Source organism: Dactylosporangium sp. NPDC000555 (genome assembly GCF_040300025.1).
Taxonomy (GTDB): Bacteria; Actinomycetota; Actinomycetes; order Mycobacteriales; family Micromonosporaceae; genus Dactylosporangium.
Genome location: NZ_JBEPDB010000001.1, coordinates 18,095 through 41,647 on the forward strand (window position 1 = coordinate 18,095; position 23,553 = coordinate 41,647).

Here is a 23,553-nt window from a genome sequence, read left to right on the forward strand (position 1 = left end):
AGGAAGGCCGGGACGGCGTAGACACACGCCGCCTCCCGCCCCCTGTGTTACCCGCGTTGCTCAGTCGACGTTCTTGCGGTCACCGAGGAGTTCACGGGCGTTCCCACTGAGCACTGCGGAACGGTGCGTGTCGCCGAGGAATTCGCGCAAGAGGGCGAAACGCTCAGCTACCTCGTCGGCCGATGAGAACGGGAAGTCCGTGCCGAGGACCACCCGGGTGTCGTCGATGAAGGACAGCAGTGCGCCGAGGTCGGCAGCGGTGTGGGACAGGGCCGTGTCATAGCTGAAAGCCGCCAGAGCGCGCAGGACACCCTGCGGGCTGACGGCCGCGAGCTCCGGCATGCCTTCGGCCAGAACCATGCGTGGAGCGACGGCAGGCATCGCGCCGCCGCAGTGCGAGAAGATCCACCGGACTCGCGGAAATCTACGCGGCACGTCAGTGAGGAGAAGATTCGTAATGAGCCGCGTCGAGTCGAAGAGGTACTCCAGCACCGAGGGGCGAATGGGGATCTCGCCCTCGGGCCACCACGCGGGCAGCACCGGGTGCACATGGACAAGGGCACCGCGGTCGTTCAGAGCCTCCAGAAGGCCGTCAAACCGGGGGTGGCCGACGTATGACCCGGCATAGCTGGTGAGCAGGCCGACGCCGACGAACTCCGGCCGGTCGAACACGCGCTCGACCTCGGCGAGCGCGGCGTCGACCGAAGGCAGGGGGAGGCATGCGACCGCCGCGAACCGCCCAGCGCCGTCGCGGACCACTTCGGTCAGCTCGTCATTGGTGTCCTGGCACAGGGATGTGGTGAAAGCCTGATCGCCGAAGTAGAACCCAGGCGAAGCGACGGACAGGACGGCCAGGTCGATGCCTAACCGGTCCATCACCCGGACCGAGTCCGCGGGTTCCCACGTCGGAAACGGGGCGCCGGGCTGCGCTTGGATTCCCAGCTCGGTCAACCGGCTGACGTAGGACGCCAGCGGTGCGTGGTGGTGAAAGTCGACGATGGTCATTGCACCAGCTCTCGGACGGCTCGAATGGTTCGCAAGATGTCTTCGGGCCCGCCCGCCTCGTGGCCGTTGAACTGCCACACGGTCATCTCTTTTGGCCCGGCAAAGGCATTGTAAGCAGCAAAAACGGTGGAGGGTGGGCTCACGACGTCGTGAAGGGCGACGCAGAACCGGCCGGGGCAGGTGGCTCGCCGGGCGAAGGACACGGCGTCGAAATAGGCGAGAGTCTCGAAGGCACGCTCCGCGGAACCGCGGTGGGCGGCCAACCATTTGACGATCTCCCCGTGGGGACTGTGGTCCGTCACCTCCAGTGCGCGCCGGAAGGCGGACAGGAACGGCACATGAGGCACCGCCAGTCGCACATCGTCGCGCAAGCCGGCCGCCACGAGCGCCATGGCGCCGCCCTGGCTGCGTCCCGTCACCGCGACCCGGTCGTGCGCCACGGCTTCGTGGGTTGCCACGGCATCGACGAATCGGTACGCATCGACGAACAGGCGGCGGTAGTAGTAGCGCTCTGGGTCGAGGATGTCTCGGGTCATGAACCCTGGCGCGGAGGGTCCCGCTCCATGCGGGTCAGCCGTGTGGCCGGCGCGCAGAGCGCTGCCCTGTCCGCGGGAGTCCATGATGGCGTGAGCGAACCCGGCACTGGCGTAGGCGAGGGACTCGACCGGGTGCCCACGTCCGCTGCCGTATCCCAGGTACTCCACCACGAGCGGCAGGGGACCGGTCCGTTCGTGCGGGAGGAGCAGCCACCCCTTCACGTCGTCCCCGGCGTACCCGGCGAAGGTGACGTCGTACACGTCGACGGTCCGCACCAGCGCGTCCACCGGGTCAAAACGCGGATCGAGGGGATGGGCGCGCTGTTCGTGCAGCGTCCGACTCCAGAAGGAGTCGAAGTCATCCGGCTCGGCGTACGGGTACTCGTACCGCACGAGCCGATCGAGGGGAAGGTCCACCCGCATCAAGCAACTCCTGTCTGACAGCCAGGCAGGAGTGTAGCAATGGTGGTCTTGCCGACAAGGACAACCTGTCATACAACCTGATAGCCTGCTAGGCAGGCGGAGTTATGGGCTACAGTGGAGGTGTGGGTATGGCGCGGACAGTCGCCTCCGGGTACGACGTCGTGACCGTCACGGGCAACCCGGAAGAGCGCGGATACCAGTACGGGCTCGCCGCGAAGACTCAGATAGAGCGTGCGTTGCGGACCTACGCCGACGTGTTCATGCACTACGCGTCATGGAACTGGGCAACCGTGCGACGACACGCACTCCGGTTCGCCGATCCCATCGAGGACTTCTCGCCCGCTTCCGCGCGCGAGATCCGGGCGATCGCCCGTGGGGCCGGTGTCGAGGTGGCCGACATCCTGGCCCTGAACACCCGCAGTGAGATCATGTTCGCAGCTCCGGGACGTGCCCGGGCCGTGGCGGCCACCGAGTGCACGTCGTTCGCGCTGACACCCGAACGCACGGCTTCCGGTACCACGCTGATGGGTCAGAACTGGGACTGGATCGAAGGGGCCCGGGAAACCGCGATCGTGCTCCAAGTGCGTCGTGACGACGGCCCAGACTTCATCACGGTGGTCGAGGCCGGGATGCTGGCGAAGGTCGGGATCAACTCCAGCGGCGTCGGCCTGTGCACCAATACCCTCATCTCGGACGGGGACGAGGGTCGGTTCGGAGTTCCATACCACGTGCTGCTGCGATCGGTTCTCGACAGTGACAGCGGTGCGGAGGCCGCACAGCGGATCAAGTCGACATCACGGGCCAACTCCGCAAACTACCTCATCGCCGACGTGGGCGGGTTCTGTGTGGACGTGGAGACCGGGCCGGGCGATGGCGCGTGTGGCACGATCATGCCCGTCGACGGTGCGGTCACGCACGCCAACCACTTCCTGGTCGACGGTCTCACCGAGGTGGACCGCTACCTCGAGCGAAAGGCGCACACGCGCAACCGGCTGCACCACCTGACAGCGCGCATTCAGCAACACCGCACGCACACGATCGAGAGCTTGCAGGAGGCGCTCGCCGACCACGAAGACGCGCCGGACAGCCTCTGCCAACACCCGGACGCGACCCAACCCCCTGCCGAGCGCACCTGCACAGTCGCTGGGATCGTGATGGATCTGTCGGCTCGCTCGCTGGTGTACACCCCCGGCAGCCCGTGCGAGTCGACCTGGTCGGGGCCAGTGCGGATCGATGCCTCCCTCTGAGCGCTCAGCTGCCCGGCAGCCTGTTAACCTGGCAGCCGTGAAGGTGGTCCCCGTCGCGCAGCGAACAGCCGCGGAACATGTGCGATCGCAACTCGTTGAACTGATCGAGTCGGGCGAGTTCGCGGTGGGCCAGCGGCTGCCCTCCGAGGCCGAGCTGGCCAAGTCATTTGCGGTCAGCCGTTCGGTGATCCGTGAAGCGCTCCACAGTGTCAACGCGCTCGGTCTCACCCGTTCGTATGCCGGCAAGGGGACCTTCGTCGACGCACAGTTCGCGCCGTCCCAACTGCTGACCGGTAAGTATCTTCCCCGCGACCTGCATGAGGTACGCACGACGTTGGAGGTGCCATTGGCGGCCCTCGCGGCGGAGCGCCGTTCCCGGGCAGACCTCAAGGCGATGACCGCGCTGCTCGTCAGGTTCCGTGCGGAGGAGGATCCCTCCATACGAGTCGGCATCGATGCCGACTTCCACGTAGCCATCGCCACGGCCACCGCCAACCCGCTGTTCCCTCGACTGGTCTCAGAACTCCGCACGGTTCTGCAGGAGCAAGCCATAGCCGCAGCAATCGTCCCGGGCCGGGCGGCCCGGGCGGCCGACGAGCACGACGCGATCCTTGCGGCGATCTCGAAGCGCGACGCTCGTGCGGCGGCTGATGCGATGAAGCTGCACCTGACTGCCGCGGAAGACACCGTGACTCCGCCTGGACGCCGGAAATAGCCCGCCGCTAAAGCCCTACGGCCGGCGATTCGCAGCCCCAGCTTGTCGAACGGCCCGCTGGGTGGGGTCGTGATGGCCGCCGCACGCCACCACGATTCCAATCGCATCGATAGCAGTCCGCCGACGATCGCCGCGACGCGCTCGATGTTCGCGTCGGTCGCCGGCGGCTGTACCGGCAACGACCACAGGATCATCGCGACCTTCGGGGCAGTCGGCCGGCAAGCGCCGAAATGTGCCGAGGCGGCCGACAAGCCGGTAGCGCAGGGCCCCGGTTGAGCCGCGACGTGAGCTTCGACGACATCGCCAACGTGAAGGCTCTATCCAGCCAATTTCTGACGCGGGACACCGGTCCGCTGTTGCGGCACTGGGGGCTTGTCCCGACCGCCTTTCGCGGAGGTCTCGGGCAGGTGAGCTTCCTTCAGCAAGAAATGCGGCCGGTTTTTGGCCTCGTAGTAGATTCGTCCGACATATTCGCCGATGACGCCGAGCACTATCATATTCAAGCCACCGAGGCCCACGACGGCGGCGAGCAGGGTGACGTATCCCGGTGAGTCGATGCCGAATAGGAGACTTGTCCCGATGATCCACAACATGTACGCCAGAGCGATTGAGGACATCCCGAGACCGAGATAGATGGCCAGTCGTAGTGGCTTGTTGTTGAACGACAGCAAGCCGTCCATCGCGTAGTTGAACAGCTTGCCGAATGTCCATTTCGTGGTGCCGCCCTGGCGAGCCACGTTCTCGTAGTTGATAAACGCGACTTCAAACCCGACCCAGACGAACATCGCCTTCGAGAATCGGTTGTACTCCGGCATGGACAGAATGGAGTCGACCACCCGCCGCGAGATCAGGCGGAAGTCGCCGGCGCCGTCGACGAGCCGAACCTCGATCCATCGGTTGACCAACCGATAGAACGCGCTGCTGAGCAGGGTGCGGGCAAACGGGTCGCCCTGCCGATTGCGTCGGGCGATGACCTGGTCGAAGCCCTGTCGATGCATCTCGACCATGCGCGGTATCAGCTCCGGTGGATGCTGCAGATCGGCATCCATAATGATGATCGCGTCACCGCTTGCGTGCTTCAATCCGGCGAGCAATGCCGACTCTTTGCCGAAGTTGCGGCTGAACGAGGCATACCGGACTCGGTCGTCGGACTCGGCGAGCCTGCGCATGACACTCAGGGTGTCATCACTGCTGCCGTCGTCGATGTAGATGACCTCGTATTCCTCGCCGGTCGCGGCGGCCTCAGCGCTTACCCGGGTGTGTAGTCGCTCCAAGGTTGCCGTTTCGTTGAAGCACGGCACGATGACCGATAACAACATTTCCCCCGATTTTCTAGTTGACCGCGGCCCGCACGCCTCAACGAAGATCATGATCTCCACTGGGATAGGAAGCGGCCGAGAACACAGTAGTCCCAGGCTCGTTCGATACGACTGCAGCGATTGATCCGTCCTCCACCGCGTGCGCGCTCGGACGGTTGCGGGTCGCCCACCAGATGAACCACGTCAGCAGGGCGACGCCGGTAACCACGCACAAGAGCGGCACGACCGGGCCCAGGGGAGGATGCCACTGCCCGCGCAATGGGTTGAGCTTCATGTCCAGCACGCTGCGCATGCCGTACTGCCATCGCATCTGCATGAAGTAGACCGCGACCAACTGGGTCGGCAGCAGCAGCACGGCTGGGCCTGGCAGGGGAGGGAGAGCGCCACGTCGGTGACACGCATCGCCAGCGTCCACGCCGCGCCCCCGATCGCTGCCACGACAACGACGGCCAACCAGCGGCGCACCACCCACGATTGCCACAGCGCGGCCAGTCGCGACCGGCGCAACGGCAGGGCAACCAGGACGAGCGCGGCGAACAGCCACGCGGTGCCGACACCTCGCAACATCGCCAGGACGATCCCGGCGACCCCGGCGAGACGGACCAGGCCCGGGCTCACCGGCTGTTCGCGATCGAACAGCGGGATCAATCCGGCGAACAGGGCGACGCCCGCCGCAATCTCCACCGCGTTCGGATTGATCGCTCCGGCGAGGTGGAAGGTCATAGGAGTGACCCCAACGATCATCCCGCCCACCATCACACGGTGCCGGGACCAGCGCGCGGCGGCCCACATCGCGCCGGTCAGCAGGCCCGCGACCATGACCGCGGTGAGCGAGCGGGCCAGCAGCACCCCCGGCCCAGCTCGGCCAGAGCCGCAGCGGTACGCCCACGACCGCGTAGTAGAGCGGGTTGTACCGGCCGACCACTGACCCGGTGACGACCTGGGAGCGGTTGCCGTCCGGCGGGACCTGGCAGTTGGGCGTGCGGGCGGGATCGTTCTGGTAGCAGTTGCCGTCGCGGGTGATGCCGGTCGGGACCGTGTTGTAGGCGCCGGTACCGCGCGCTGCGACGGTCGGCGGCGCAGCGAACTCACCACCTGCGACGCCCGCCGCGTGAACCGCATGCTCCCGCTCGTCCGGTGATCCGTCGTACGGCGACAGGGTCGCCCAAGCCAACCCGACAAGGGGATATCCCAGGAACACCGTCACCCAAACGGCTCTGCCGGACTTCGTCCGTGATTCACGGACAACCGACTCAGGCAGCATGACAATCCCCTGAACTTCTCGTTCCGTCCGGTTTCCATCCGGTCGACCGCACGACAGTGACGGGGCAGTGTAACCGTTCACCGACAATCGACAGCTGTGCTTATGCAGAAAATATGCGCTGGAGCGGACCCGTCCGGCAGCACGTCGTTGAGTCCATCATGGAAGAACCAAATTTGTGGCTGCCGCAGGACGCGATCCGGCCAACCACCGGGTAGAGTCCGGCCGTCCGAAGACGACCACGGGGGTTGCCGAATGACGTCCATCAACCAGCCAACGACGGTGGCGATTGGAGCGGGGCCGGCCGGCCTGACCGCGGCGTACCAGCTCGCCAAGCGTGGTGCGCCCGTTGCCGTATTCGAGGCAGACGACGTGGTCGGCGGGATCAGTCGCACAGTTGAACGGGACGGTTGACGCTTAGATATCGGTGGACACCGATTCTTCACCAAGGTGCCACAAGTCGAGCAGCTTTGGCACGAAATCCTCCCTCAGGAGGACTTCCTGCTACGACCCCCCTACGACCCCGGATGAGCCGCATCTACTACCGAGGGAAGCTGTACGACTACCCACTTAAGGCAATGAATGCGTTGCGCAACCTTGGCCTGGGTCAGTCAACGCTTGCGATTCTTTCGTACGCGCGAGCCCGGCTGAGCCCACCCAAGGACCAGACCAACTACGAGGGCTGGCTGGTGGCGCGCTTCGGGTGACGGCTGTACCGGACGTTCTTCAAGACCTACACGGAGAAGATGTGGGGTATCCCGGTCAACCAGATGCCCGCCGACTGGGCGGCACAGCGGATCAAGAACCTCTCGCTGTCGGCGGCCGTGCTGAACGCGATCAGGCCCAAGCGCAACCAGAAGGAGATCACCAGCCTCATCGAGGAGTTCCAGTACCCGAAGTACGGGCCTGGAATGATGTGGGAGGTAGCGGCCGAGAAGGTGCGCAAGATGAACGGCGCGGTACACCTGAAAACCGCGGTAACGACGGTCGACGAGGACGGCCAATCTCGGACGTTGGTGAGCGCGGCACCGGACGCAGCGCGCCAGTGATTCCGCGGCCGCGGGTCGAGGTACCGGCCGGGTCGCATGAATCAGCAACCGCCGACGCGGGCCGGGCCGCCTCCACCCTGGACGACTGAGCACCGCTGGCGCCGCGGATCGGCGATCAGCGGCGCCCTCACCGGCGGCCCGGGGTAGGCCGTCCGCCAGCGTTGACGACCCTCGCCCGGGTCCGCGGTGCCAAGAGCCGCCGGCAATGCAACCTTTGCCGGCGGTCTGGTGTCCTTGGGGCATGACGAGCTGGGAAGCGCCGCTGGGGTTCGAGGACTTCGTCCGCGCTCGGCATGTCGCCCTGCTGCGCTTCGCTCACGTGCTCAGCGGCGACCGCCACGCCGCCGAGGATCTGGTCCAGGACGCGCTGATCCGGGCCGGCACATCCTGGCGGCGCATCCGCAAGCACGACGACCCCGAGGGCTATGTGCGGCGGATCATCGTCAACTGCCATCTGAACGGCCTGCGCCGGGGGAAGCGGGAACGGCTCGTATCCGAGCCACCGGACCGCCCCGCGCCCGCCGCCGACGAGCGTCACGACACGCTCTGGGAGCTGCTCGCGACGCTGCCCCGCCAGCAGCGCGCCACGCTCGTGCTGCGCTACTACGCGGACATGTCGGAGGCCGAGATCGCCGACACCCTCGGCTGCGCGGTCGGCACCGTGAAGAGCAATGCCGCGCGCGCCCTGGCGAAGCTGCGCGGCGCGCTGACCCCCGCGAACCGGGCATGAGGGAGGCAACCGTGGACCTGGAAACGCAGCTGCGCGACACGCTCACTGACGAGCGCCGCGCACTGCCGGCATGGGACGACGCGGTCGCCCGAGTAACCGCAGGCATCCGCAGGCGCCGCCGCCGGCGAGCCACGATCATCGCGTCGGCCGCCGCGGTGGCGGTGCTGCCGGCCCTCATCGGCACGGCGCTGCTGACCGCCCGCGGCGACACCGGCCAGACGGCCGCACCGTCCGGCAGCGTTGTGCCCTGGATCGGCCAACCGGTCGAGGAGCACTACGAGGTCAAGCGCCGCAGCCCGCGCTCCGACGCCCCGGCGTGCAAGGGCACAGACCTCAGCGACATGTGGACCGTCGACGGCACGTTGCTCGTCGGCAACAAGGCCATGCCCACCTGCACCCTGAGCGGCCGACCAACTGTGACCGCCATCGACACCACGACCGGGCAACGGACGGTCGTGGAGGTCGGCGCGCTCCCCAGGTCGCCGGACCCGGCCCACCAGTACCCGGCGACCGTCGACGCCGGAGAGCCGGCACGCCTCGACTTCAGCGTCGGCCCGACCTGTACCACCGCCGTCCGGTACCGCGACGCCGAGATCGACATCGCCGGCCGCGCCTACCCGTTCCAGGGCATCAACCTGTCGTGCCCGATCAAGCTCGGTGAATGGTATGTCCAGCCGCCGCTGATGAACGCGTTTCTGGCCGTCACGATGCAGGCGCCCGCCACCGTCGCCGCCGGGCAGCCCCTGATGTACACCATCACGATCGTCAACCCGCAGGACCGCGCGATGTCGCTCGAGCCGTGCCCGCAAGTCCGGCAGAGCCTTGGCGACTCCGCCGGCACCTACCTGCTCAACTGCGCCCCCGGGCGGCTGCCCGCCCATTCGAGCACGACGTTCGCGATGACGATCGCCTCGCCGGACCGGCCGGGCAAGGTCCGGCTGCGGTGGATGGCCGTCTTCGCCGACGGTACCGTCGGGATCGCGAACCTGGCCACCGACGGCGTCGACGTGACCGTGACGGCCTGAGCCGGTCAGTGTGGCGGGAGGGTCCGCCCCAGGCGGGCGAGTGGGGACAGCGCCATCAGCATGGGTGACAGCATCATGCCGGCGGCCGTGCACAGCAGCGCGGTGCGCATCCCCCAATGTTGGGCGAGGAAGCCGCCGAACAACGAGCCGACCGGCGTCAGACCCATGCCGGCGAACGTGATCGTCGCGCTGACGCGCCCCTGCAACGTGTCCGGCGTGATGGCCTGCCTGACGGCCATGACCGTGACATTGACCAGTTGGCCGAAGGCTCCGAACACCAGGTTGATCGCGATCAGCGCGGAGATGGTCGCCGCGGAGCCGCCGTGCAGCGCGGGCACGCACAGCATGACGCCGTCACCGACCGCCGCCGCCGCGACGAGCACCGGTCCGTAGCCGAGGCGGCTCGGGAGGTGGGCGGCGAGCAGGGAACCGATCAGTGCGCCCGGTCCCGTCGCGGCGAGCGCCAGGCCGATGGTGGTGCCGGACAGGTGCAGAGTCCGCGGCAGGAAGAGCAGGTACGTGGTCATCGTGGCGGCGAGGGAGAACTGGAACGCGGCCGAGGCGAGGCATACGGTACGCAGCGAGGTGTCGCCCGCCACGAAGCGGAGGCCCTCGTGGATCTGCCGCCAGATACGCTGCGCACCGCCGTGGCGCGGGGAGATCGGCTCGCGGTGGCGGATACGGGCGATGGACGCGAAGGACACGGTGAAGAACAGGGCGCTCGACGCGGCGGCGATCGGCGCCGGCAGCAGGGACGCCATCGCCCCGCCGAGGGCGGGACCGCCGACCTGAGCCGCGGACCGGCTTGCCTCGATCGCGCTGTTGCCCTGCAGCAGCTGCTCGCGTCGCACCAGGCGTGGCAGGGAGGCTTGGTAGGCGACGTCGAAGAACACCGACAAGGCCCCGATGGCGAAGGCGATGGCCAGCAGTAACGGCAGGCCGAGACCTCCCAGCAGGGCGGCCACGGCGGCTGCGCTCAGCGCCACGGCTCGGCCGAGGTCGGCCAGGACCATGACGGTACGGGTCCGCCACTTGTCCACCCAAACTCCGGCGAACAGCGTGAGCAGCAGCAGCGGTGCCTGCCCGACCGCGCGCAGGACACCGAGTTGGTCCGCGCCGACGTTGAGCGTCAGGACGGCAAGCAGCGGCAGCATCACCAGGCTCGCATGCTCGCCCAGCTGTGAGGCCGTCTGGCCGGCCCAGAGGTTGCGGAAGTCGGAGTTGCGCCAGAGGATCGGCGCAGCGGATCGGGTGGTGTCTGAAGTGGACGGCACGAGGACCCCTTGGAGCGCTGCGGACACGGCTCACCGACCGCCGCACGACAGATCTGCCGACGGTTCGGGTGGGTAAGGCTTGCTGTGCCGCGCGATGCAAGGGCAGCACGCGATGACAGGCCGATCACGGCCTAAGGCGTCAACGCGTGCTCGGACGACCGGGCATGTCTCAGCTCCTCATGGGTCACTCGCCGCCCGACAATAGCTCAGTCGCCCGACAATAGCTCAGTCGGCCGAGCGTGGCGGGATCCCGAGTTGGTGGCAGGCATCCCGATACATGCGCACCACCTCTTGGCGGATCTGTGCCCGCTCGGTCAGCCTTGCGGCGAACGGGATGCGTACCGGCACCTCGGCGCCATCGACGGTGACGGCGAACTCGATGCCGTCGGCGTCCAGCCCGGTCGTCCGGGCCCGGGTGGCGGCGGGCCGGCCGCCGAGGGTACGGCAGATGAGCAGCGCGTCGTCGGTGTGATCGTCGTTCATGTGCCGGCTGACGGCGGCGACCACCTCCGGCGGGAACCCGGTGCTCATGCGGCGCCCTTTCGCGTGCTGGCCGGGGCGAGCCGGGCCAGGTCGGTGAAGACCGCGGTGTTGTGCCCGTAGGCCACGAGGACTTCGTCGAGCAGGGCGGTGCGGCCGGCCTCGTCAAGCGCGAGCGCGTCCAGCCTGGCGCGGTAGGCGTCCTTGTACGACTTCGGGTCGGTGATCTGGTCGAAGGTGTAGAACGCCGCGCCGGCATCGCTGGTGACCCCGTAGTGCCGGGCGACGCATCGTCCGATGTGCCGCCCGCCGGAGAGGTCGCCGAGATAGCGGGTGTAGTGGTGGGCGATGAACCGCTCGGCCGATCCGGCGCAGACCGCGCTGATGCGTGCGGCGTAGGCGGCCGTGGCCGGGGTCGGCTCGATTCGCTGCCGCCATCCGGGGCCGAGAAGGCACTGGAGGTCTCTGGCGAGCGCGGGCAGCCGGGTCAGCGCGTCGTCGACGAACGGTCCGGCCAGCGGGTCGTGGCGCATCGTCTCGGCGATGCCCTCGAGGGCTGCGTAGATCACGTGGTGTTGGACGACGAGCGTGATGTACCCGGCCAGGTCGAGGTCGCCGTCGGTCAGCGCGGAGACGTACCGCTGGGACTCGGTCGTCTGGTGCGCCTCCCGGGTCTCGGCTCGCAGCCGGGCCGAGAACGGGGTACTGAATGTGTTCAACGCTTCTCCTTGGCGACGTGCTTGGTTTCCTGCCGGTCGCGTCGCGGGACGATCAGCGGCAGTCCGGTTCGGGGATGAGGGACGGTCTCGACGTCGTGCCGGTAGACCTCGCTCAGCAGTGGCGCGGTGAGGACCGCGTCCGGGGGGCCGACCGCTCGCACCCGCCCATCGGCGAGCAGGGTCACCCGGTCCGCGTACGCCCCGGCCAGGGCCAGATCGTGCAGCACGACGACGACGGCGTCACCGGCCCGCGCCCGGTCCCGCGCGATTCGCATGACCAGTTCTTGATGGCGCAGGTCGAGGGCGGCGGTCGGCTCGTCGAGCAGCAGCGTGGTGGTCTGCTGCGCCAGGACCCGAGCCAGCGCGGCGCGGGCCTGCTCCCCACCCGAGAGCGCCGGGTACGGTCTGTCGGCGAACCGGGCGACGTCGCAGAGCTGGAGCGCGTCCGCCACGATGCTGTCGTCGTGTTCCTGTTCGGGCCGACCGGCCCACGGCGCCCGCCCCATCCGCACCACCTCGTCCACGGTGAACGGGAAGCTCAGGTTGTTGCGCTGGGTGAGCACGGCCCGCCGCATCGCCAGCTCCACGGGGGTCCACGCCGCCTGGGGCAGCCCGTCGACCTCGATGGCGCCGGCCGCGGCCGGGAGATCACCGCTGATCGCGGCGAGCAGTGTCGATTTGCCGGCTCCGTTCGGTCCGACCAGGGCATGCACCTCGCCGGCCCGGACGAGCAGGTCGATCTGGTCGAGCACGGCCCGGCCGGCACGCTCGACCCGCAGCCCGGCGACCCGGATTCGGGTGTGCCCCGCCGGCACCGGGACCGGTGTCCGCGGGGCGGAGAACCGGCGCAGCATGCGCGGGCGGGCGGCCGCGAGCGGGCTCATCCCCAGCCTCCGGCCCGGTTTCGGGTCCGCCGCAGCAGCCAGAAGAACCCTGGCCCGCCGATGACCGCGGTGAGCACGCCGAGTGGCAGCTCCTGGTGCTCGATGAGGGTGCGCGCGGCGAGATCGGCGGCGATCACCACGACGGCCCCGCCGAGCGCGCTTGCCGGCAGCAGCACCCGGTGTCCCGGCCCGGCGATCATCCGCACCAGGTGCGGTATCACGAGCCCGACGAAACTGATGATGCCGGTGAAGGCGACCGCGGCGGCGCCGAGCAACGCGGTGACCACGATCATCCGGATCCGCAGGCGTTCCACGTGTACGCCGAGATGGCGGGCGGCGGGTTCGCCGAGGGCGAGCAGATCGAGCCGGCGCGCGTCGGCGTGGGCGACGGCGAGGCCGACCAGCAGACACGGCGCGGCCAGGGTGACCGCCGACCAGCTCGCCTGGGCCAGGCTGCCGAGGTTCCAGAAGGCGATGGCCTGTACGCCCGCCACGTCGGTGGCGAACATGAGCAGCCCGATCACCGCTCCGGCCACCGCGTTGACGGCGACGCCGGTCAGCACCAGGGTCACCACCTCGGTCCGCCCGCCGGAGCGGGCAAGCAGGTAGACCAGGTACGTGGTGACCAGTCCGCCGGCGAAGGCGGCGACGGGCACGGTCCATCCGCCCAGGACGGTGACGCCGGTGACGATGGCGAGGGCCGCGCCGACCGCCGCTCCGGCGGAAACCCCGATGACGCCGGGCTCGGCGAGCGGGTTGCCGAAGACGCCCTGCATGACGGCGCCGGCGCAGCCGAGTGCGGCACCGACCACGGCCGCCAGCAGTACCCGGGGGAAGCGGACGATCCAGAGGGCGTTCTCGCCCTGCGGGGCCGCCGGCAGCGGACCGATGTCCAGGCCGAGACGGTGGAGAACGGATCCGAGCACCTCGGCGGGGGAAATCTGCACCTGGCCGCGTCCCGCGGCCAGGAGGACGACGAGCACCAGGGTGACTCCGAGTCCGGCCAGCAGCGCCGGCCCCCGGCGGCCATTGCGCCGGTCGGCGGCTGGGGCGCGTTCGGGTCGGGTCTGCACCGCGGTCACGACTGGTCCCCGCAGGAGTAGACCGCGCGGGCCAGGGCCTGGACGGCCCGGCCGGACCGGGCGCCGAAGCTGAGCAGGGCGCCGTCGTCCATGTCGACGATGCGCCGGGCCGTCCCGGCCGGGGTCTGCGCGACCCCGGGGAGCTTCACCAGCCCGTCGACCCCGCCGACGGAGGTGAGCCCTTCGGTCATCACCAGGATCACGTCCGGTGCCGCGTTGATGAGTCCCTCACTGGTCAGCGGGCGGAACTTGGTCAGGCCGGCCGCGCTGCCGGCGTCCACCCCGCCGATCGCCTCGATCATCGCGTCCGACCCGGCGCCCCGGCCGCCGATCAGGTAGACCCCGGCGGTACCGCGCAGATAGAGGAACGCGATCCGCGGTGATCTGCCATCCGGTGCGCTACGCCGGGCCGCGGCGATCTCGCCTTCCACCCGGGCCACGAGCTGTGCTCCGGCGGCGGGAACACCGAGCGCCGCGGCGATCGCGCGGATGTGCCCCGGTACGGCGTCGAGCGTCTGCTCCGCCTTGACGAGCACCACCGGGATGCCGGCCGCACGGAGCTGGCGCAGCACCTCAGGTGGTCCGATGCTGTCGTCGGCGAGGACCACGCTCGGGTTCAGATCGAGGATCGCCTCGGCGGAAAGGTCGTGTCCGGCGGGGGTGACCACGGGCAGGTGCGCGGCGGCGGGGAAGGTGGTCGAGGTGTCCCGGCCGATGACGTTGTCGCCGAGACCGAGGCTGAAGACGATCTCGGCGATCGACCCGTAGAGGTTGACCGGGAGGATGCGGCTGATGTCGGTGACCGTCACCGTCCGGCCGTCGCTGGAGGTCACGGTGGCCGGCAGGACGGGCGCCGGCGCCGGGCGCAGCGGGTCGACGTCGGTGCTGCCGATGGTGGCGGTGACCGGCCCGCAGCCGGCGGTGGACATCGACGCTGTACCGGGACCCGCCGCGGAACATCCGGTGCCCGCGGCGGTGATGAGCAGGAGCAGCGCGAGCAGCGGATGCCGGAGCCGATGGGGGCGGCGCGAGTGGGTCATCGGACGGCACCGCGGCGACGCCGCCACCAGCCCAGGCCGAGCAGGGCGACGGTAGCCAGCCCGACGGCGGCCAGCCCGATCGTCCAGCCGCGTCCGGCGCCGGAGGCGTCGCTGACCCGGGTGACGTGGAGGTCGGTGGCACCGGCACGGGCGGGCGCGCCGGCGGTTTCCGCGGCCGCGGTCAGCTGCCCGCCCGAGGTGGGTGCCGCCGCGCCCGGCGTACCGGGCGTCGGGGTGCTCTGGCCCGCGGCCGTCCCGGCCGATGTGGTCGGACCTTGCGTGGTGGCGGTCGTCGGTGCCGGGCCGGCCTTCGTCGGCGTGCCGGCGGCGGCCGTGAAGGTCACCGGGACCCGGACGTCCTGGGAACGGTCGCCGGAGCGGGTGTGGTCGGCCCGGGTGATGACCGCGCACCGGCGGACGGTGCAGTCGACGTCGCCGATGGTGGCGGTCACCTTCAGCGTCGCCGTGAACGATCCACCGGCGCCGTACGGCACGGCCAGGCCCTCGGCGTAGGAGGGCGGGTTCGAGGAGATCCAGTGCGAGGCTCCGAGGGTGCCGCTCGTGTCGGCGCCGCCGCCGCACGGGGTCGGGATCGCACCGGCTCCGTTGTCCACGCAGTACGCGACATAGATGCCCTTGGTGACGTCGTATCCCTGGCCGGAGATGGATACGGTCGCGCCTGCCCTGCTCAGGCCGGCGCTCGGGGTGACGGTCAGGGTCTGGCCGCCGCTTCCGCGTCCGGTGTCGGCGTACGCCGGGCCGGGTGCAGCGATCACGGCCGCGGCGGCCAGGGCCGCGGCCAGGATGACGCAGTGCCGCGCTCGCATCGGGCTCCTCACGACATGAGCGGTCGGCGAACCCGACCGGAGCAGAAACTTAGGTTCGGCTAACCTAAGCTGCAAAACCGCAGCTCGCAAGGGGGCTCTTCGGTTCAAGATCTTCGGACGTCCCGAGGATGAGCGCTGACTTTAGGTTTGCCTAACCTAATTTCTCTCCTCGTATCGTTCGAAAGGAAGCAGCATGGTCATGTTCAAATCCGGTGCCGTCCGGCATCGGTCGATGCGTTGGGCGGCGGTACTCGCCCTCGGCGCGTCGGCCGCGCTCGTGGGCGCCGGCCCCGCCTCGGCGGCCGAGGCCGACATCACCGGTGGCAGCCTCACCTGGGGGTTCAAGTCGAGCTTCCGCAACTACGTCAAGACCGGCAACGGAAACCCGCCGATCGCGGTCAGCAACGGCGCCACCGTCAACACCGACGGGACCTTCACCTTCCCGTCCACAGGCGGCACGCGCGACGCCGGTGGCGGCGCGACCAGTGCCACCTACGGGGGCACGGTGGTCTTCTCCTACCCGGCGCATTTCTTCACCATCACCCTGGCCAACCCGACGGTCGCCATCTCCGGCGGTACCGCAGCGCTTAAGGCGGACGTCGACCTGGTCACCACGGAGTCGGAGCCGGTGTCGGTGAAGCAGGCCACCATCGCCACCCTCACCGTCTCCGGCAGCAACCCCGCCACCAGCGGGAACACGGTGACCGGCAGCAACATCGCAGCGGTGCTCACCAGCCAGGGGGCCACGGCGTTCAACGGCTTCTACACCGCTGGAGAGTCGCTCGACCCGGTCTCGTTCACCTTCTCCACCGGTGGCGCCACACCGGCCGAGCCGACCGTGACCGTCACCCCCTCCCACGGGTTGGACCCGGCCGGCGCGACGATCACCGTGCGGGGTGCCGGCTTCGACCCGGACGCCAACAACGCGGCGGGCATCTATGTCTCGTTCGGCCCGAGGGTCGACGAGCACTGGGCCAACGCCGGCGTGCTGCAGGTCACCAAGTGGGTGAACAAGACCAACGAGCCGACGGACGCCCGGGACCGCATGGCCGCCGACGGCAGCTTCAACACCACGCTGCCGATCAGCGCGGTCTACACGGACCGCAAGGGTAACCAGGTCGACTGCACCCAGGTGCAGTGCTACGTGATCACCTTTGCCGCCCGCGGCTCCGCCGACCGTAGCCAGGACACCTTCATCCCGATCACCTTCACCCGCACCGGTGGCGGCGGGGGCACGGCCCAGCAGCGGATCACCAGCACCGTGACCGGCGGACCGCTCACCCTGAGCGTCGCCGGCTCCGGCGTTGAGCTGCCGGCCGTCGGCAAGGGCGAGTACGCCAAGGCGCCGTTGAACCCGGCCACGGTGGCCGACCTGCGGGGCATCGGCACCGGGTGGAGCCTGGTCGGGCAGGTCTCCGACTTCGCCTCGGCCGGCGGCGTCATCGCCGCGAACAGTCTCGGCTGGTCTCCGACGGCGACGGCGGTCGTCGACCCGATCGCCGGCTCCTCCGGGGTGGTCACCCCGGGTGCGGCCGCCGCTCCCGGGGCCGGTCTCGGCGAGGCCCGCGCCCTGTGCACGGCGGCGGCCGGTGCCAGCAACGGCATCTTCACCTGCGGCGCCGAGCTCAACCTCGGTGTGCCGGCGTCCGCCGCGGCGGGCGACTACGTCGCGACCCTCACCCTGACCCTCTCCTGACCGGATAACGGGCCGCACCGGTGGGGCGGAGGTGACACCGCGCCCCACCGGTGAGGCGGTGCGGCGCTGCGCCCACCGGCCGGCCCACCGAGACCGCCCCGGAGCACCGCATGCCCCTCGTCACGCTCTCCTCCCGGATTCGATCCCAGCCCACCCTGGCTGCCCGGGCCGGCGCCGCACTCGCCGCCGGGTTGCTCGCGGTGGTGCTCGGCGCACCGGCGCCCGCCGAAGCCGCACCCACCCTCCAGCCCAACCACGCCCAGGAGGCACCCAGCCCGTCGGCAACGACCGCCCCCGCGGGCGCCGGCGCGACCGCCGCCCCGAGCGTCACCCGGTGGGCGGTTCAACCCTCCGGGCCGCAGGGCACGACTGGACGCAACTACTTCATCTACGACCTGAACCCCGGCAGCAGCATCACCGACCACGTCGGAGTGACCAACCTCAGCGACCAGCCGCTCACCTTCGCGGTGTACGGCACCGACGCGTACACCACGATCGATGGCGCCTTCGCGCTGCTGCCGGCCGACCGGGCGGCCACCGACATCGGCACCTGGATCGCCGTCGAGCAGCGGAGTTGGACCGTCCAACCGGGCAAGCGACAGGACATCCCCTTCCGCCTGACGGTGCCGCAGAACGCCACGCCGGGCGACCACGCCGGCGGGGTGATCGCCGCCATCGCCCAGATCGGCGTCACCGCCGACGGGCAGCAGGTCCGGCTCGACCAGCGGGTCGCCGCCCGGGTCTATCTGCGCGTAAGCGGAGACCTCCAACCCGCGGTGACCGTCGAATCGGTGCACGTCGGCTACGACGCTCCGATCAACCCGGTCGGACGCGGCGACATGACGGTCACCTACCGGCTGCGCAACACCGGCAACGTCCGCATCGCAGGCACCGGCGGCGTGATCGTCGACGGGCCGTTCGGCTGGACGTTGGCCAGGACCACCCCGGTCGACCTGCCCGAGCTGCTGCCTGGCGCCACCTTCACCGTCACCGAGCGGGTCGTCGGAGTACCACCCGTGCTGCGGTTGACCGCGTCGGTGGACCTCGCACCCACCACGGTCGACACCGCGCTGCCGCCGGTTCAGCGCGCCGCGAGCGTCTGGGCGGTACCGTGGCTGCTACTCGCCCTGCTGGCGACGGCCGTGGCCTGCCTCTACCTGCGCCTTCGCAGACGTCGTCGCCCGGCCCCGCCCACGGCGGCCGCACCACCCGCGACGAAAGAGGCGGCAGCAGTGGCATCAGCCGGCGCCCGGTGAACCCGCTACTGCCAGCCACGGTCGCGATGCTGGCGCTGGCCGCCCTGACTCCGGACCCGACGTCGTCGCCCACCACGTCCGCCGCCGTGCAGGCACGGCCCGAGATCGTCGTACCGTCCGGCCCGCTCCCGCTCGGGCGGCAGATCATGGTGACCCTGCACCACTGGCCGGCCGGCACGGTACAACTGGAGATCTGCGGCAACAACGCCCGCCGAGGCACCCTCGACTGCGCCAACGACCAGGCCACTCACGCCCAGGTCCCGGCGGCGGGCACGGCCGTGACGCCGCTCCTGCTGGCGGCACCACCGGTCGCCTGCCCCTGCCTGCTGCAGGCCCGTCACCTCACCGGTGCCGAGCAGGCCACCGCCGCCCTGCCGCTGAACGGCGTAACCGCAGCACCGGCCCCAGCCCCGGCCGCCGCGCCCGAATTGGCCATCGACGAGTTGCGCGTGGTCGAACGCATACCGCTTCGTGGCTGGTTCGGGCTCCCAGAGGAACTGACCGTGCGCCTCGCCCTGCGCAACCCCGGCCCGGCCGACGTGGTCGACCCACCGTTCACGCTGCTGTTCGGCCCGGCCGGGCAGGCACACACCATCGTGGCGGCCCCGGCGCTGGGCACCATCGACGCGGGACAGACCCGGGAGTACCGGATCAGGGTTCCGATGGACCTCGCCGTCGTTGGAAAACACGAGCTCCACGGCCGGATCGACCTATCTGAGCATCCCATCGCTTTCGTGATCGAAACCACCCGGTACCCCTGGGGCCTGCTCGTGCTGGCTGCCATTCTGGCTGCCATACCGATCGCCTTTCCGCCGCCGCGCCGTCAGCGCGCCCACGCCGCTACCGGACGGCCGGCCGTCGACGGACCGCCGCGATGACGCCGTAGCCGAGCCCCAGACAGACGCCCAGGATCAGCAGAATCCTGCCCTTCCGCAGGCCCGGCGGCTCGAAGTGCAGATGCAGCGTGCCGCCGTCGGGCCCCGCGTCGGGTACCGTGACCTCCACCAGGCCCGCCGGTCCCATGGTCACCGGCACCTCACGGCCGTCGACGGTGGCCCGCCACCCCGGCCACGCCAGCATTGCGATCATGATGCGCCCGCTGCCGCGGTAGCGCACATCCTCGCCCGGGTCGTTCGGTTCCCGCCGCGCCGTATCGGAAACCACTGTGACGCCGGAGTCGGTCCAGCTGACCCGACCGTCGGGCTGGGGCAACGGCTGCGTGCGCTTGAGCACGATGACGTATTGCGTCCGCTCCGTGACCTGCCAGCCGTTCGGTGCCTGGTCGATCGGCTTGGTACCGCGATTGCTGACCACAAGGGTGTCGATCCGCAGCAGATCGACAAGGGGACGGCCCGTTGACGCCTCGGTGAGCCACAGCCGGTCGTACATCTCAGGGCACCCGTGCCCCGCGTACTCCATGCACAGGGCGCTGGAGAACGAGAGGAACCCGATTCCGCTGTAGGAGTTGAGGCTTCTGACACCGGCGACGGGGTACATGTTGCCCATCAGCATGTCGCGCCAGGCTCGGTCGGACCGCATGTCCTCAAAGGTCAAGGCTGGTACGGGGCTGATCTGCAGGACGTTGCCCCGGTAGCGGTCGGCGAACCGCTCGCGCATCTCGGCTATGTCGTGAGCCAGGCGCCAGCCGTAGATGTTCATGTTCGCGGGGAAGAAAGAGACCTGCATGGCCAGTACGACCGCGGTGCCCGCGACGAGAACGGCCGACAGGAACATGGGCCTCCACCGGGCCGCCAGCACCGCGCCGGCTACCAGCGCGGCAACGACCAGCGCGGTGTTGAGATGCTGGTCGAGCAACTCGGGTCGTACCGCCCAGGCGAGGTACGCCTGGACCACGACGATGGCGGCGGTGCCGGCCGCCCTTCGCCGCCACAGGTCGTTGCGCAGACCGTTGCTGAGCACGAGGGCGAAGCAGACGCCGACCGTCGCGTACAGATAGTCGATGAACCTGACCGGGTACCTGAACAGCCACAGGCTCGACGGAAGCAACGTCAGCACCATGGCGCCGAAACCCACCACGACCGGGCCGACGCTCCCACCACGCAGACGCCGCAGCGCCGACCAGGACAGCCACGGCGCCAGCGGAATCACGAACCAGGCGAGATACGTCACGGGCGTGCTCATGGCGACGAGCCAGTGCGGAAAGTTGGGCAGGTAGGTCGGCGAGGACAGGTTGAGGAAGTCGCCCAGCCGCGGCACCAACGAACCGTCGTTGCTGGGGAGAGCGGAGGTCGACCGCCAACTGACCGCGTTCACAGTGGCGCGGATCGGATAGAAGACCACGAACGTGACCAGCCCGACGGCGACGCCGACCACCGTCAGCCGGACAAGGGCCTTCCAATCTCTTTCGAGCAGCCGTTCCAGCCCGAGCGCCGCCCCTATCACCAGAAACATCATCACGCCCGCCGGGTTACCGACGGTGATGATCAGATAACCGAAGATGAACGGCACGGCGGGGTTGAGTCGACCACGCAGATGCAGTCGTGTCGCCCACCAGAAGTACGAACTGAAGGCGTACGACAGCAAGCCGGCGGCCCATGCGGACGCGTCATGCCAGAGCGTGAAGCCGGCGAAGGGCATCGCGATGGCCACCACCGCAGCGGCCCAGCGCACGGCTCCGTACTCGCGGGCCAGCAGGTAGACGCCGACCGCGAGGATGGCCATTATCTCTGCCTTCAGCACAAGGGCCGCCAGCGCGAGGTCGGGCATGAAGGTGATGAGGACGGCGTTCCCGAGCACGACGGGGTTCCATACCCCGTACAGCCCCTCGGCCAGGAGGTTGCCACCCATCCACATGTCCGGCCAGAGGATCGGCCACTGCCCCCGACGCAGCGCCTCCCCCATCGAGTACCACTGTGGAAGGAACTCGGCGCCGCTGTCGTCCCAGAAGTAGAAGAGATGGTTGCTCCACACCGGAATGACAGCGATCACACCGACGAGCACGGCCACCGTCACCACGGTGCGCACCTCCGGCCACCAGGCCGCTCGCCGCCGCGGAAGGTGGGTCTCCGCCACTGCCTGCGCCGAGGTCACCGCAGGGTCCGGCGCGGAGGCAGTCCACTCGCTGACTCCCACCTGGTCCATCACATCAACTCCCCGTATTCGCCGGCATGTGCTGGACTGCCGGACCTGACACAAAGCGGCGCGCGGGCGCAGGCGCCGTCAAGACCTCGTTGTTTCCAACGGGTGGCGGCGCCGATCGGCGAAGACCCACAATCGATACAAGAGGTAGTTGCTGGCCGTGGTGACCACCAGCGCGATGGCTTTGGCGATGAGGTAATAGAACCCGGCCCAGGTGAACAGACCCACCATGATCGTGGTCAACACCCAGTTGACGCAGGCGAGCAGAAAGTAACGGGAGATCTGGCCGGCGACCGGTGCGGTGCTACGGAACGACCACACCCGGTTGAGCGCGAAGTTGAGGAAGAACGCTGTTGACACCGCGATGAACGCGGCCACCGACACCGGCAGACCCAGCCACTCGTGCAGCAGGTACAACAGGCCGAAGTCAGCGGCCGCACTTACTACACCCGTGATGACGTAGCGGACCGCGCTGTGTCGCATCGCGGCGCCCACCGAGGCGCGCCACGTGCTTGTCAGGCCGGCGGTGGTCGCTGCGGCGGGGCCCGCTTGGGGTTTCACGCTGGGCAGCTTAGAGGTGCGCCCGCACAAGCGTGGATGGCCCGCCCGGTCAGATCGATGTTTCACCGTGTGCATCCACTCACATCGGAGCCATAGGTCCCGCTGCGGGGCCACGCGGGGGCGGGCCCCAGCGAACCCTTGCGGTGCCGCAGCCAACGTCGGCGGGTTAGTGTCGCCACCGACCTCGGCAAGCGCGGCGAGCACGAGCGGCGGAGAGCGGTCGGCAGTCGCACCCGGCCTCGCCGCATCAACAAGCGGCGGCGCGCCGGGGGTTGCGGCGGTGCTGCCACCAGATGCCGACGGCGGCCTACGACCGCGAGTAGCAGTGCACTCATCACCGCCGTGACCGGCGGTTACGCGACCTTGCAATGACCCTGGCCGTCAAGGCCTCGGGTTCTTCCAGGCCTGGTTCGGCTGGCTTCGCAGGGCGACCGCCAGCCTGCCGGACCGTTCTGACGGTTCGTCGATGCCGATATCTTCCCGTGACATTTGTGGACACCATCGCCGTTTACATGCTGATAACGTTCGCCCGGGATCGATCCACATCTCACCTTGTTCCGCCACCGAAAATGATAAGGGAGGACTAGTGCGTCGATTTCTCGTGACCGCATTGCTGGCCACGTTCGCATTCATCGTGACCCCGGCTGCGACCGCATTCGCGGCCTGCCCCGAGGTTGGCCAGGTTTTCTATTCGTTCAGCAATGTCACCGCGAGCAGGATTCTGTCGAACCTGCGCAGTGATTACCTGAAGGGCCCCGGCACCATCACGTACACGAAGACCACCACGGCTCAGGTCTCGGCATCGATGACAGCCACGGTAAGCGCCGAGGCTGGCATCGTGTTTGCCAAGGCCAGCGCGTCTATCGGGGTCACCGTTGGTGGCAGCTGGTCGCGGTCGGACACCTGGTCCTACAGCAAGCCGGTGCCGTCTGGAAAGACCGCCCGCCTGGTGATGTGGCACGAATCCCGCCAGTTCGTCGTCAAGAAGACGAAAATCGTCGCACCGTGCAATGTGAAAACCGTTTACACCGCCACAGTGAACGCACCGCGCACGCAGAACATCAATGTTTGGGACCTCCAGTACCTGTAGGCCTGCCTAACGGGGGGGGACGGCGCTGGTGTGGACCGGCGCCGTCTTTCCGAAATATTCGTCCGGCCACCGGTGTGGCCGCCCGGCAACAGCGCGTCGACCCGGCCGTTGAACACCGGTGGTCAGTGACGTAGGCAAACACGCCGCGCCGCGCGGGCCGGGTGGTGTAATGGTGCAGGCCGCGGGCGTTCTCAGCCCGCGAGCTCGTAGACCTGGTCCAGCGCGATGCTCGCGA

Annotated in this window: 26 protein-coding genes and 1 pseudogene; 12 read left to right on the plus strand and 15 right to left on the minus strand. The window is 69.1% G+C overall.

What is annotated here, in order from left to right; all coding sequences use genetic code 11:
- Positions 1–60 precede the first annotated feature (60 nt).
- Complete coding sequence (locus tag ABT297_RS00105; RefSeq protein ID WP_350542844.1) at positions 61–1,005, minus strand: amidohydrolase family protein; 945 nt, start codon at positions 1,003–1,005, stop codon at positions 61–63.
- On the minus strand, positions 1,002–1,964 hold the full coding sequence (locus tag ABT297_RS00110; protein ID WP_502885461.1) for an acetylxylan esterase: 963 nt from the start codon (positions 1,962–1,964) through the stop codon (positions 1,002–1,004). Before ABT297_RS00110 ends, ABT297_RS00105 begins: the two co-directional genes overlap by 4 nt.
- A gap of 161 nt (positions 1,965–2,125) precedes the next feature.
- Here ABT297_RS00110 and ABT297_RS00115 point away from each other — a divergent pair, with 161 nt between their 5' ends.
- The 3 genes from ABT297_RS00115 (at position 2,126) to ABT297_RS00125 (ending at position 4,202) form a co-directional block, all read left to right on the plus strand.
- Positions 2,126–3,211, plus strand: coding sequence for a C45 family autoproteolytic acyltransferase/hydrolase (locus ABT297_RS00115; RefSeq protein WP_350542848.1), 1,086 nt, complete (start codon positions 2,126–2,128; stop codon positions 3,209–3,211).
- Positions 3,212–3,248: 37 nt separating this feature from the next.
- Positions 3,249–3,926 (plus strand): FadR/GntR family transcriptional regulator, encoded by a 678-nt coding sequence (locus ABT297_RS00120; RefSeq protein WP_350542850.1) that lies wholly within the window; start codon positions 3,249–3,251, stop codon positions 3,924–3,926.
- Between the two features lie 69 nt (positions 3,927–3,995).
- The gene (locus ABT297_RS00125) at positions 3,996–4,202 is read left to right on the plus strand and encodes a hypothetical protein (RefSeq protein ID WP_350542852.1); all 207 of its coding nucleotides are present in this window, start codon (positions 3,996–3,998) and stop codon (positions 4,200–4,202) included.
- A 41-nt stretch (positions 4,203–4,243) separates the two neighbouring features.
- On the opposite strand, the gene ABT297_RS00130 is transcribed toward ABT297_RS00125, so the two are convergent.
- From ABT297_RS00130 to ABT297_RS00145, 4 genes and pseudogenes are all read right to left on the minus strand, one after another.
- Positions 4,244–5,296, minus strand: a complete 1,053-nt coding sequence (locus tag ABT297_RS00130) for a glycosyltransferase family 2 protein (RefSeq protein WP_350543548.1) — start codon at positions 5,294–5,296, stop codon at positions 4,244–4,246.
- Positions 5,283–5,537, minus strand: a complete 255-nt coding sequence (locus ABT297_RS00135) for a hypothetical protein (protein ID WP_350543581.1) — start codon at positions 5,535–5,537, stop codon at positions 5,283–5,285. Before ABT297_RS00135 ends, ABT297_RS00130 begins: the two co-directional genes overlap by 14 nt.
- Positions 5,516–6,094, minus strand: coding sequence for a glycosyltransferase family protein (locus tag ABT297_RS00140; protein WP_350543583.1), 579 nt, complete (start codon positions 6,092–6,094; stop codon positions 5,516–5,518). Before ABT297_RS00140 ends, ABT297_RS00135 begins: the two co-directional genes overlap by 22 nt.
- Positions 6,095–6,137: 43 nt before the next feature.
- Positions 6,138–6,509 (minus strand): annotated as a pseudogene (locus ABT297_RS00145) (hypothetical protein); the annotation flags it as partial.
- Positions 6,510–6,761: 252 nt separating this feature from the next.
- Between ABT297_RS00145 and ABT297_RS00150 the strand changes: the two are divergent.
- The 5 genes from ABT297_RS00150 (at position 6,762) to ABT297_RS00170 (ending at position 9,310) form a co-directional block, all read left to right on the plus strand.
- Positions 6,762–6,920, plus strand: coding sequence for an FAD-dependent oxidoreductase (locus ABT297_RS00150; protein ID WP_350542854.1), 159 nt, complete (start codon positions 6,762–6,764; stop codon positions 6,918–6,920).
- A gap of 113 nt (positions 6,921–7,033) precedes the next feature.
- Complete coding sequence (locus tag ABT297_RS00155) at positions 7,034–7,213, plus strand: hypothetical protein (protein WP_350542856.1); 180 nt, start codon at positions 7,034–7,036, stop codon at positions 7,211–7,213.
- Positions 7,214–7,276: 63 nt separating this feature from the next.
- Positions 7,277–7,555 carry a hypothetical protein gene (locus tag ABT297_RS00160; RefSeq protein WP_350542858.1) on the plus strand — a complete coding sequence of 93 codons (279 nt, stop codon included), beginning with the start codon at positions 7,277–7,279 and terminating at the stop codon, positions 7,553–7,555.
- A 241-nt stretch (positions 7,556–7,796) separates the two neighbouring features.
- Positions 7,797–8,285: a SigE family RNA polymerase sigma factor gene (locus tag ABT297_RS00165; RefSeq protein WP_350542860.1), complete on the plus strand. Its 489-nt coding sequence runs from the start codon at positions 7,797–7,799 to the stop codon at positions 8,283–8,285.
- An 11-nt stretch (positions 8,286–8,296) separates the two neighbouring features.
- Positions 8,297–9,310 (plus strand): hypothetical protein, encoded by a 1,014-nt coding sequence (locus ABT297_RS00170; protein WP_350542862.1) that lies wholly within the window; start codon positions 8,297–8,299, stop codon positions 9,308–9,310.
- 5 nt (positions 9,311–9,315) lie between these two features.
- Here the strand turns inward: ABT297_RS00170 and ABT297_RS00175 are convergent, their stop codons facing one another.
- The 7 genes from ABT297_RS00175 to ABT297_RS00205 all read right to left on the minus strand — a co-directional run bounded on the left by ABT297_RS00175 (position 9,316) and on the right by ABT297_RS00205 (position 15,616).
- Entirely contained in the window at positions 9,316–10,584 is a 1,269-nt protein-coding gene (locus ABT297_RS00175) for an MFS transporter (RefSeq protein ID WP_350542864.1), read from the minus strand.
- A 225-nt stretch (positions 10,585–10,809) separates the two neighbouring features.
- Positions 10,810–11,115: a DUF2470 domain-containing protein gene (locus ABT297_RS00180; protein ID WP_350542866.1), complete on the minus strand. Its 306-nt coding sequence runs from the start codon at positions 11,113–11,115 to the stop codon at positions 10,810–10,812.
- Complete coding sequence (locus tag ABT297_RS00185; protein ID WP_350542868.1) at positions 11,112–11,783, minus strand: biliverdin-producing heme oxygenase; 672 nt, start codon at positions 11,781–11,783, stop codon at positions 11,112–11,114. The genes ABT297_RS00180 and ABT297_RS00185 overlap by 4 nt, the downstream gene beginning before the upstream one ends.
- Positions 11,780–12,667, minus strand: a complete 888-nt coding sequence (locus ABT297_RS00190) for a heme ABC transporter ATP-binding protein (protein WP_350542870.1) — start codon at positions 12,665–12,667, stop codon at positions 11,780–11,782. Before ABT297_RS00190 ends, ABT297_RS00185 begins: the two co-directional genes overlap by 4 nt.
- Positions 12,664–13,749 carry a FecCD family ABC transporter permease gene (locus ABT297_RS00195; protein ID WP_350542872.1) on the minus strand — a complete coding sequence of 362 codons (1,086 nt, stop codon included), beginning with the start codon at positions 13,747–13,749 and terminating at the stop codon, positions 12,664–12,666. Before ABT297_RS00195 ends, ABT297_RS00190 begins: the two co-directional genes overlap by 4 nt.
- Positions 13,746–14,789, minus strand: a complete 1,044-nt coding sequence (locus tag ABT297_RS00200; protein WP_350542874.1) for a heme/hemin ABC transporter substrate-binding protein — start codon at positions 14,787–14,789, stop codon at positions 13,746–13,748. Before ABT297_RS00200 ends, ABT297_RS00195 begins: the two co-directional genes overlap by 4 nt.
- Positions 14,786–15,616 carry a neocarzinostatin apoprotein domain-containing protein gene (locus ABT297_RS00205; protein WP_350542876.1) on the minus strand — a complete coding sequence of 277 codons (831 nt, stop codon included), beginning with the start codon at positions 15,614–15,616 and terminating at the stop codon, positions 14,786–14,788. Before ABT297_RS00205 ends, ABT297_RS00200 begins: the two co-directional genes overlap by 4 nt.
- Before the next feature lie 193 nt (positions 15,617–15,809).
- Here ABT297_RS00205 and ABT297_RS00210 point away from each other — a divergent pair, with 193 nt between their 5' ends.
- From ABT297_RS00210 to ABT297_RS00220, 3 genes are all read left to right on the plus strand, one after another.
- The gene (locus ABT297_RS00210; protein ID WP_350542878.1) at positions 15,810–17,312 is read left to right on the plus strand and encodes an HtaA domain-containing protein; all 1,503 of its coding nucleotides are present in this window, start codon (positions 15,810–15,812) and stop codon (positions 17,310–17,312) included.
- Positions 17,313–17,422: 110 nt separating this feature from the next.
- On the plus strand, positions 17,423–18,568 hold the full coding sequence (locus ABT297_RS00215; protein WP_350542880.1) for a WxL protein peptidoglycan domain-containing protein: 1,146 nt from the start codon (positions 17,423–17,425) through the stop codon (positions 18,566–18,568).
- Positions 18,565–19,446, plus strand: a complete 882-nt coding sequence (locus ABT297_RS00220) for a hypothetical protein (RefSeq protein ID WP_350542882.1) — start codon at positions 18,565–18,567, stop codon at positions 19,444–19,446. Before ABT297_RS00215 ends, ABT297_RS00220 begins: the two co-directional genes overlap by 4 nt.
- On the opposite strand, the gene ABT297_RS00225 is transcribed toward ABT297_RS00220, so the two are convergent.
- Together ABT297_RS00225 and ABT297_RS00230 are read right to left on the minus strand one after the other, a co-directional pair.
- Positions 19,409–21,670 carry a hypothetical protein gene (locus ABT297_RS00225; RefSeq protein ID WP_350542884.1) on the minus strand — a complete coding sequence of 754 codons (2,262 nt, stop codon included), beginning with the start codon at positions 21,668–21,670 and terminating at the stop codon, positions 19,409–19,411. The two genes, ABT297_RS00220 and ABT297_RS00225, sit on opposite strands and share 38 nt — an antisense overlap.
- 78 nt (positions 21,671–21,748) lie before the next feature.
- Positions 21,749–22,228: a GtrA family protein gene (locus ABT297_RS00230; RefSeq protein WP_350542886.1), complete on the minus strand. Its 480-nt coding sequence runs from the start codon at positions 22,226–22,228 to the stop codon at positions 21,749–21,751.
- 601 nt (positions 22,229–22,829) lie between these two features.
- Here ABT297_RS00230 and ABT297_RS00235 point away from each other — a divergent pair.
- Complete coding sequence (locus ABT297_RS00235; RefSeq protein WP_350542888.1) at positions 22,830–23,318, plus strand: hypothetical protein; 489 nt, start codon at positions 22,830–22,832, stop codon at positions 23,316–23,318.
- Positions 23,319–23,553 lie beyond the last annotated feature (235 nt).

Bases quoted from the DNA above. Each gene is read 5' to 3' on its own strand.
- ABT297_RS00130 (WP_350543548.1), bottom strand. From the start codon at position 5,296: ATGATCTTCGTTGAGGCGTGCGGGCCGCGGTCAACTAGAAAATCGGGG.
- ABT297_RS00200 (WP_350542874.1), bottom strand. From the start codon at position 14,789: ATGACCCACTCGCGCCGCCCCCATCGGCTCCGGCATCCGCTGCTCGCG.
- ABT297_RS00205 (WP_350542876.1), bottom strand. From the start codon at position 15,616: ATGCGAGCGCGGCACTGCGTCATCCTGGCCGCGGCCCTGGCCGCCGCG.
- ABT297_RS00210 (WP_350542878.1), top strand. From the start codon at position 15,810: ATGGTCATGTTCAAATCCGGTGCCGTCCGGCATCGGTCGATGCGTTGG.
- ABT297_RS00105 (WP_350542844.1), bottom strand. From the start codon at position 1,005: ATGACCATCGTCGACTTTCACCACCACGCACCGCTGGCGTCCTACGTC.
- ABT297_RS00215 (WP_350542880.1), top strand. From the start codon at position 17,423: ATGCCCCTCGTCACGCTCTCCTCCCGGATTCGATCCCAGCCCACCCTG.
- ABT297_RS00180 (WP_350542866.1), bottom strand. From the start codon at position 11,115: ATGAGCACCGGGTTCCCGCCGGAGGTGGTCGCCGCCGTCAGCCGGCAC.
- ABT297_RS00160 (WP_350542858.1), top strand. From the start codon at position 7,277: ATGCCCGCCGACTGGGCGGCACAGCGGATCAAGAACCTCTCGCTGTCG.
- ABT297_RS00190 (WP_350542870.1), bottom strand. From the start codon at position 12,667: ATGAGCCCGCTCGCGGCCGCCCGCCCGCGCATGCTGCGCCGGTTCTCC.
- ABT297_RS00155 (WP_350542856.1), top strand. From the start codon at position 7,034: ATGAGCCGCATCTACTACCGAGGGAAGCTGTACGACTACCCACTTAAG.
- ABT297_RS00110 (WP_502885461.1), bottom strand. From the start codon at position 1,964: ATGCGGGTGGACCTTCCCCTCGATCGGCTCGTGCGGTACGAGTACCCG.
- ABT297_RS00150 (WP_350542854.1), top strand. From the start codon at position 6,762: ATGACGTCCATCAACCAGCCAACGACGGTGGCGATTGGAGCGGGGCCG.
- ABT297_RS00165 (WP_350542860.1), top strand. From the start codon at position 7,797: ATGACGAGCTGGGAAGCGCCGCTGGGGTTCGAGGACTTCGTCCGCGCT.
- ABT297_RS00225 (WP_350542884.1), bottom strand. From the start codon at position 21,670: ATGGACCAGGTGGGAGTCAGCGAGTGGACTGCCTCCGCGCCGGACCCT.
- ABT297_RS00135 (WP_350543581.1), bottom strand. From the start codon at position 5,537: ATGCGCAGCGTGCTGGACATGAAGCTCAACCCATTGCGCGGGCAGTGG.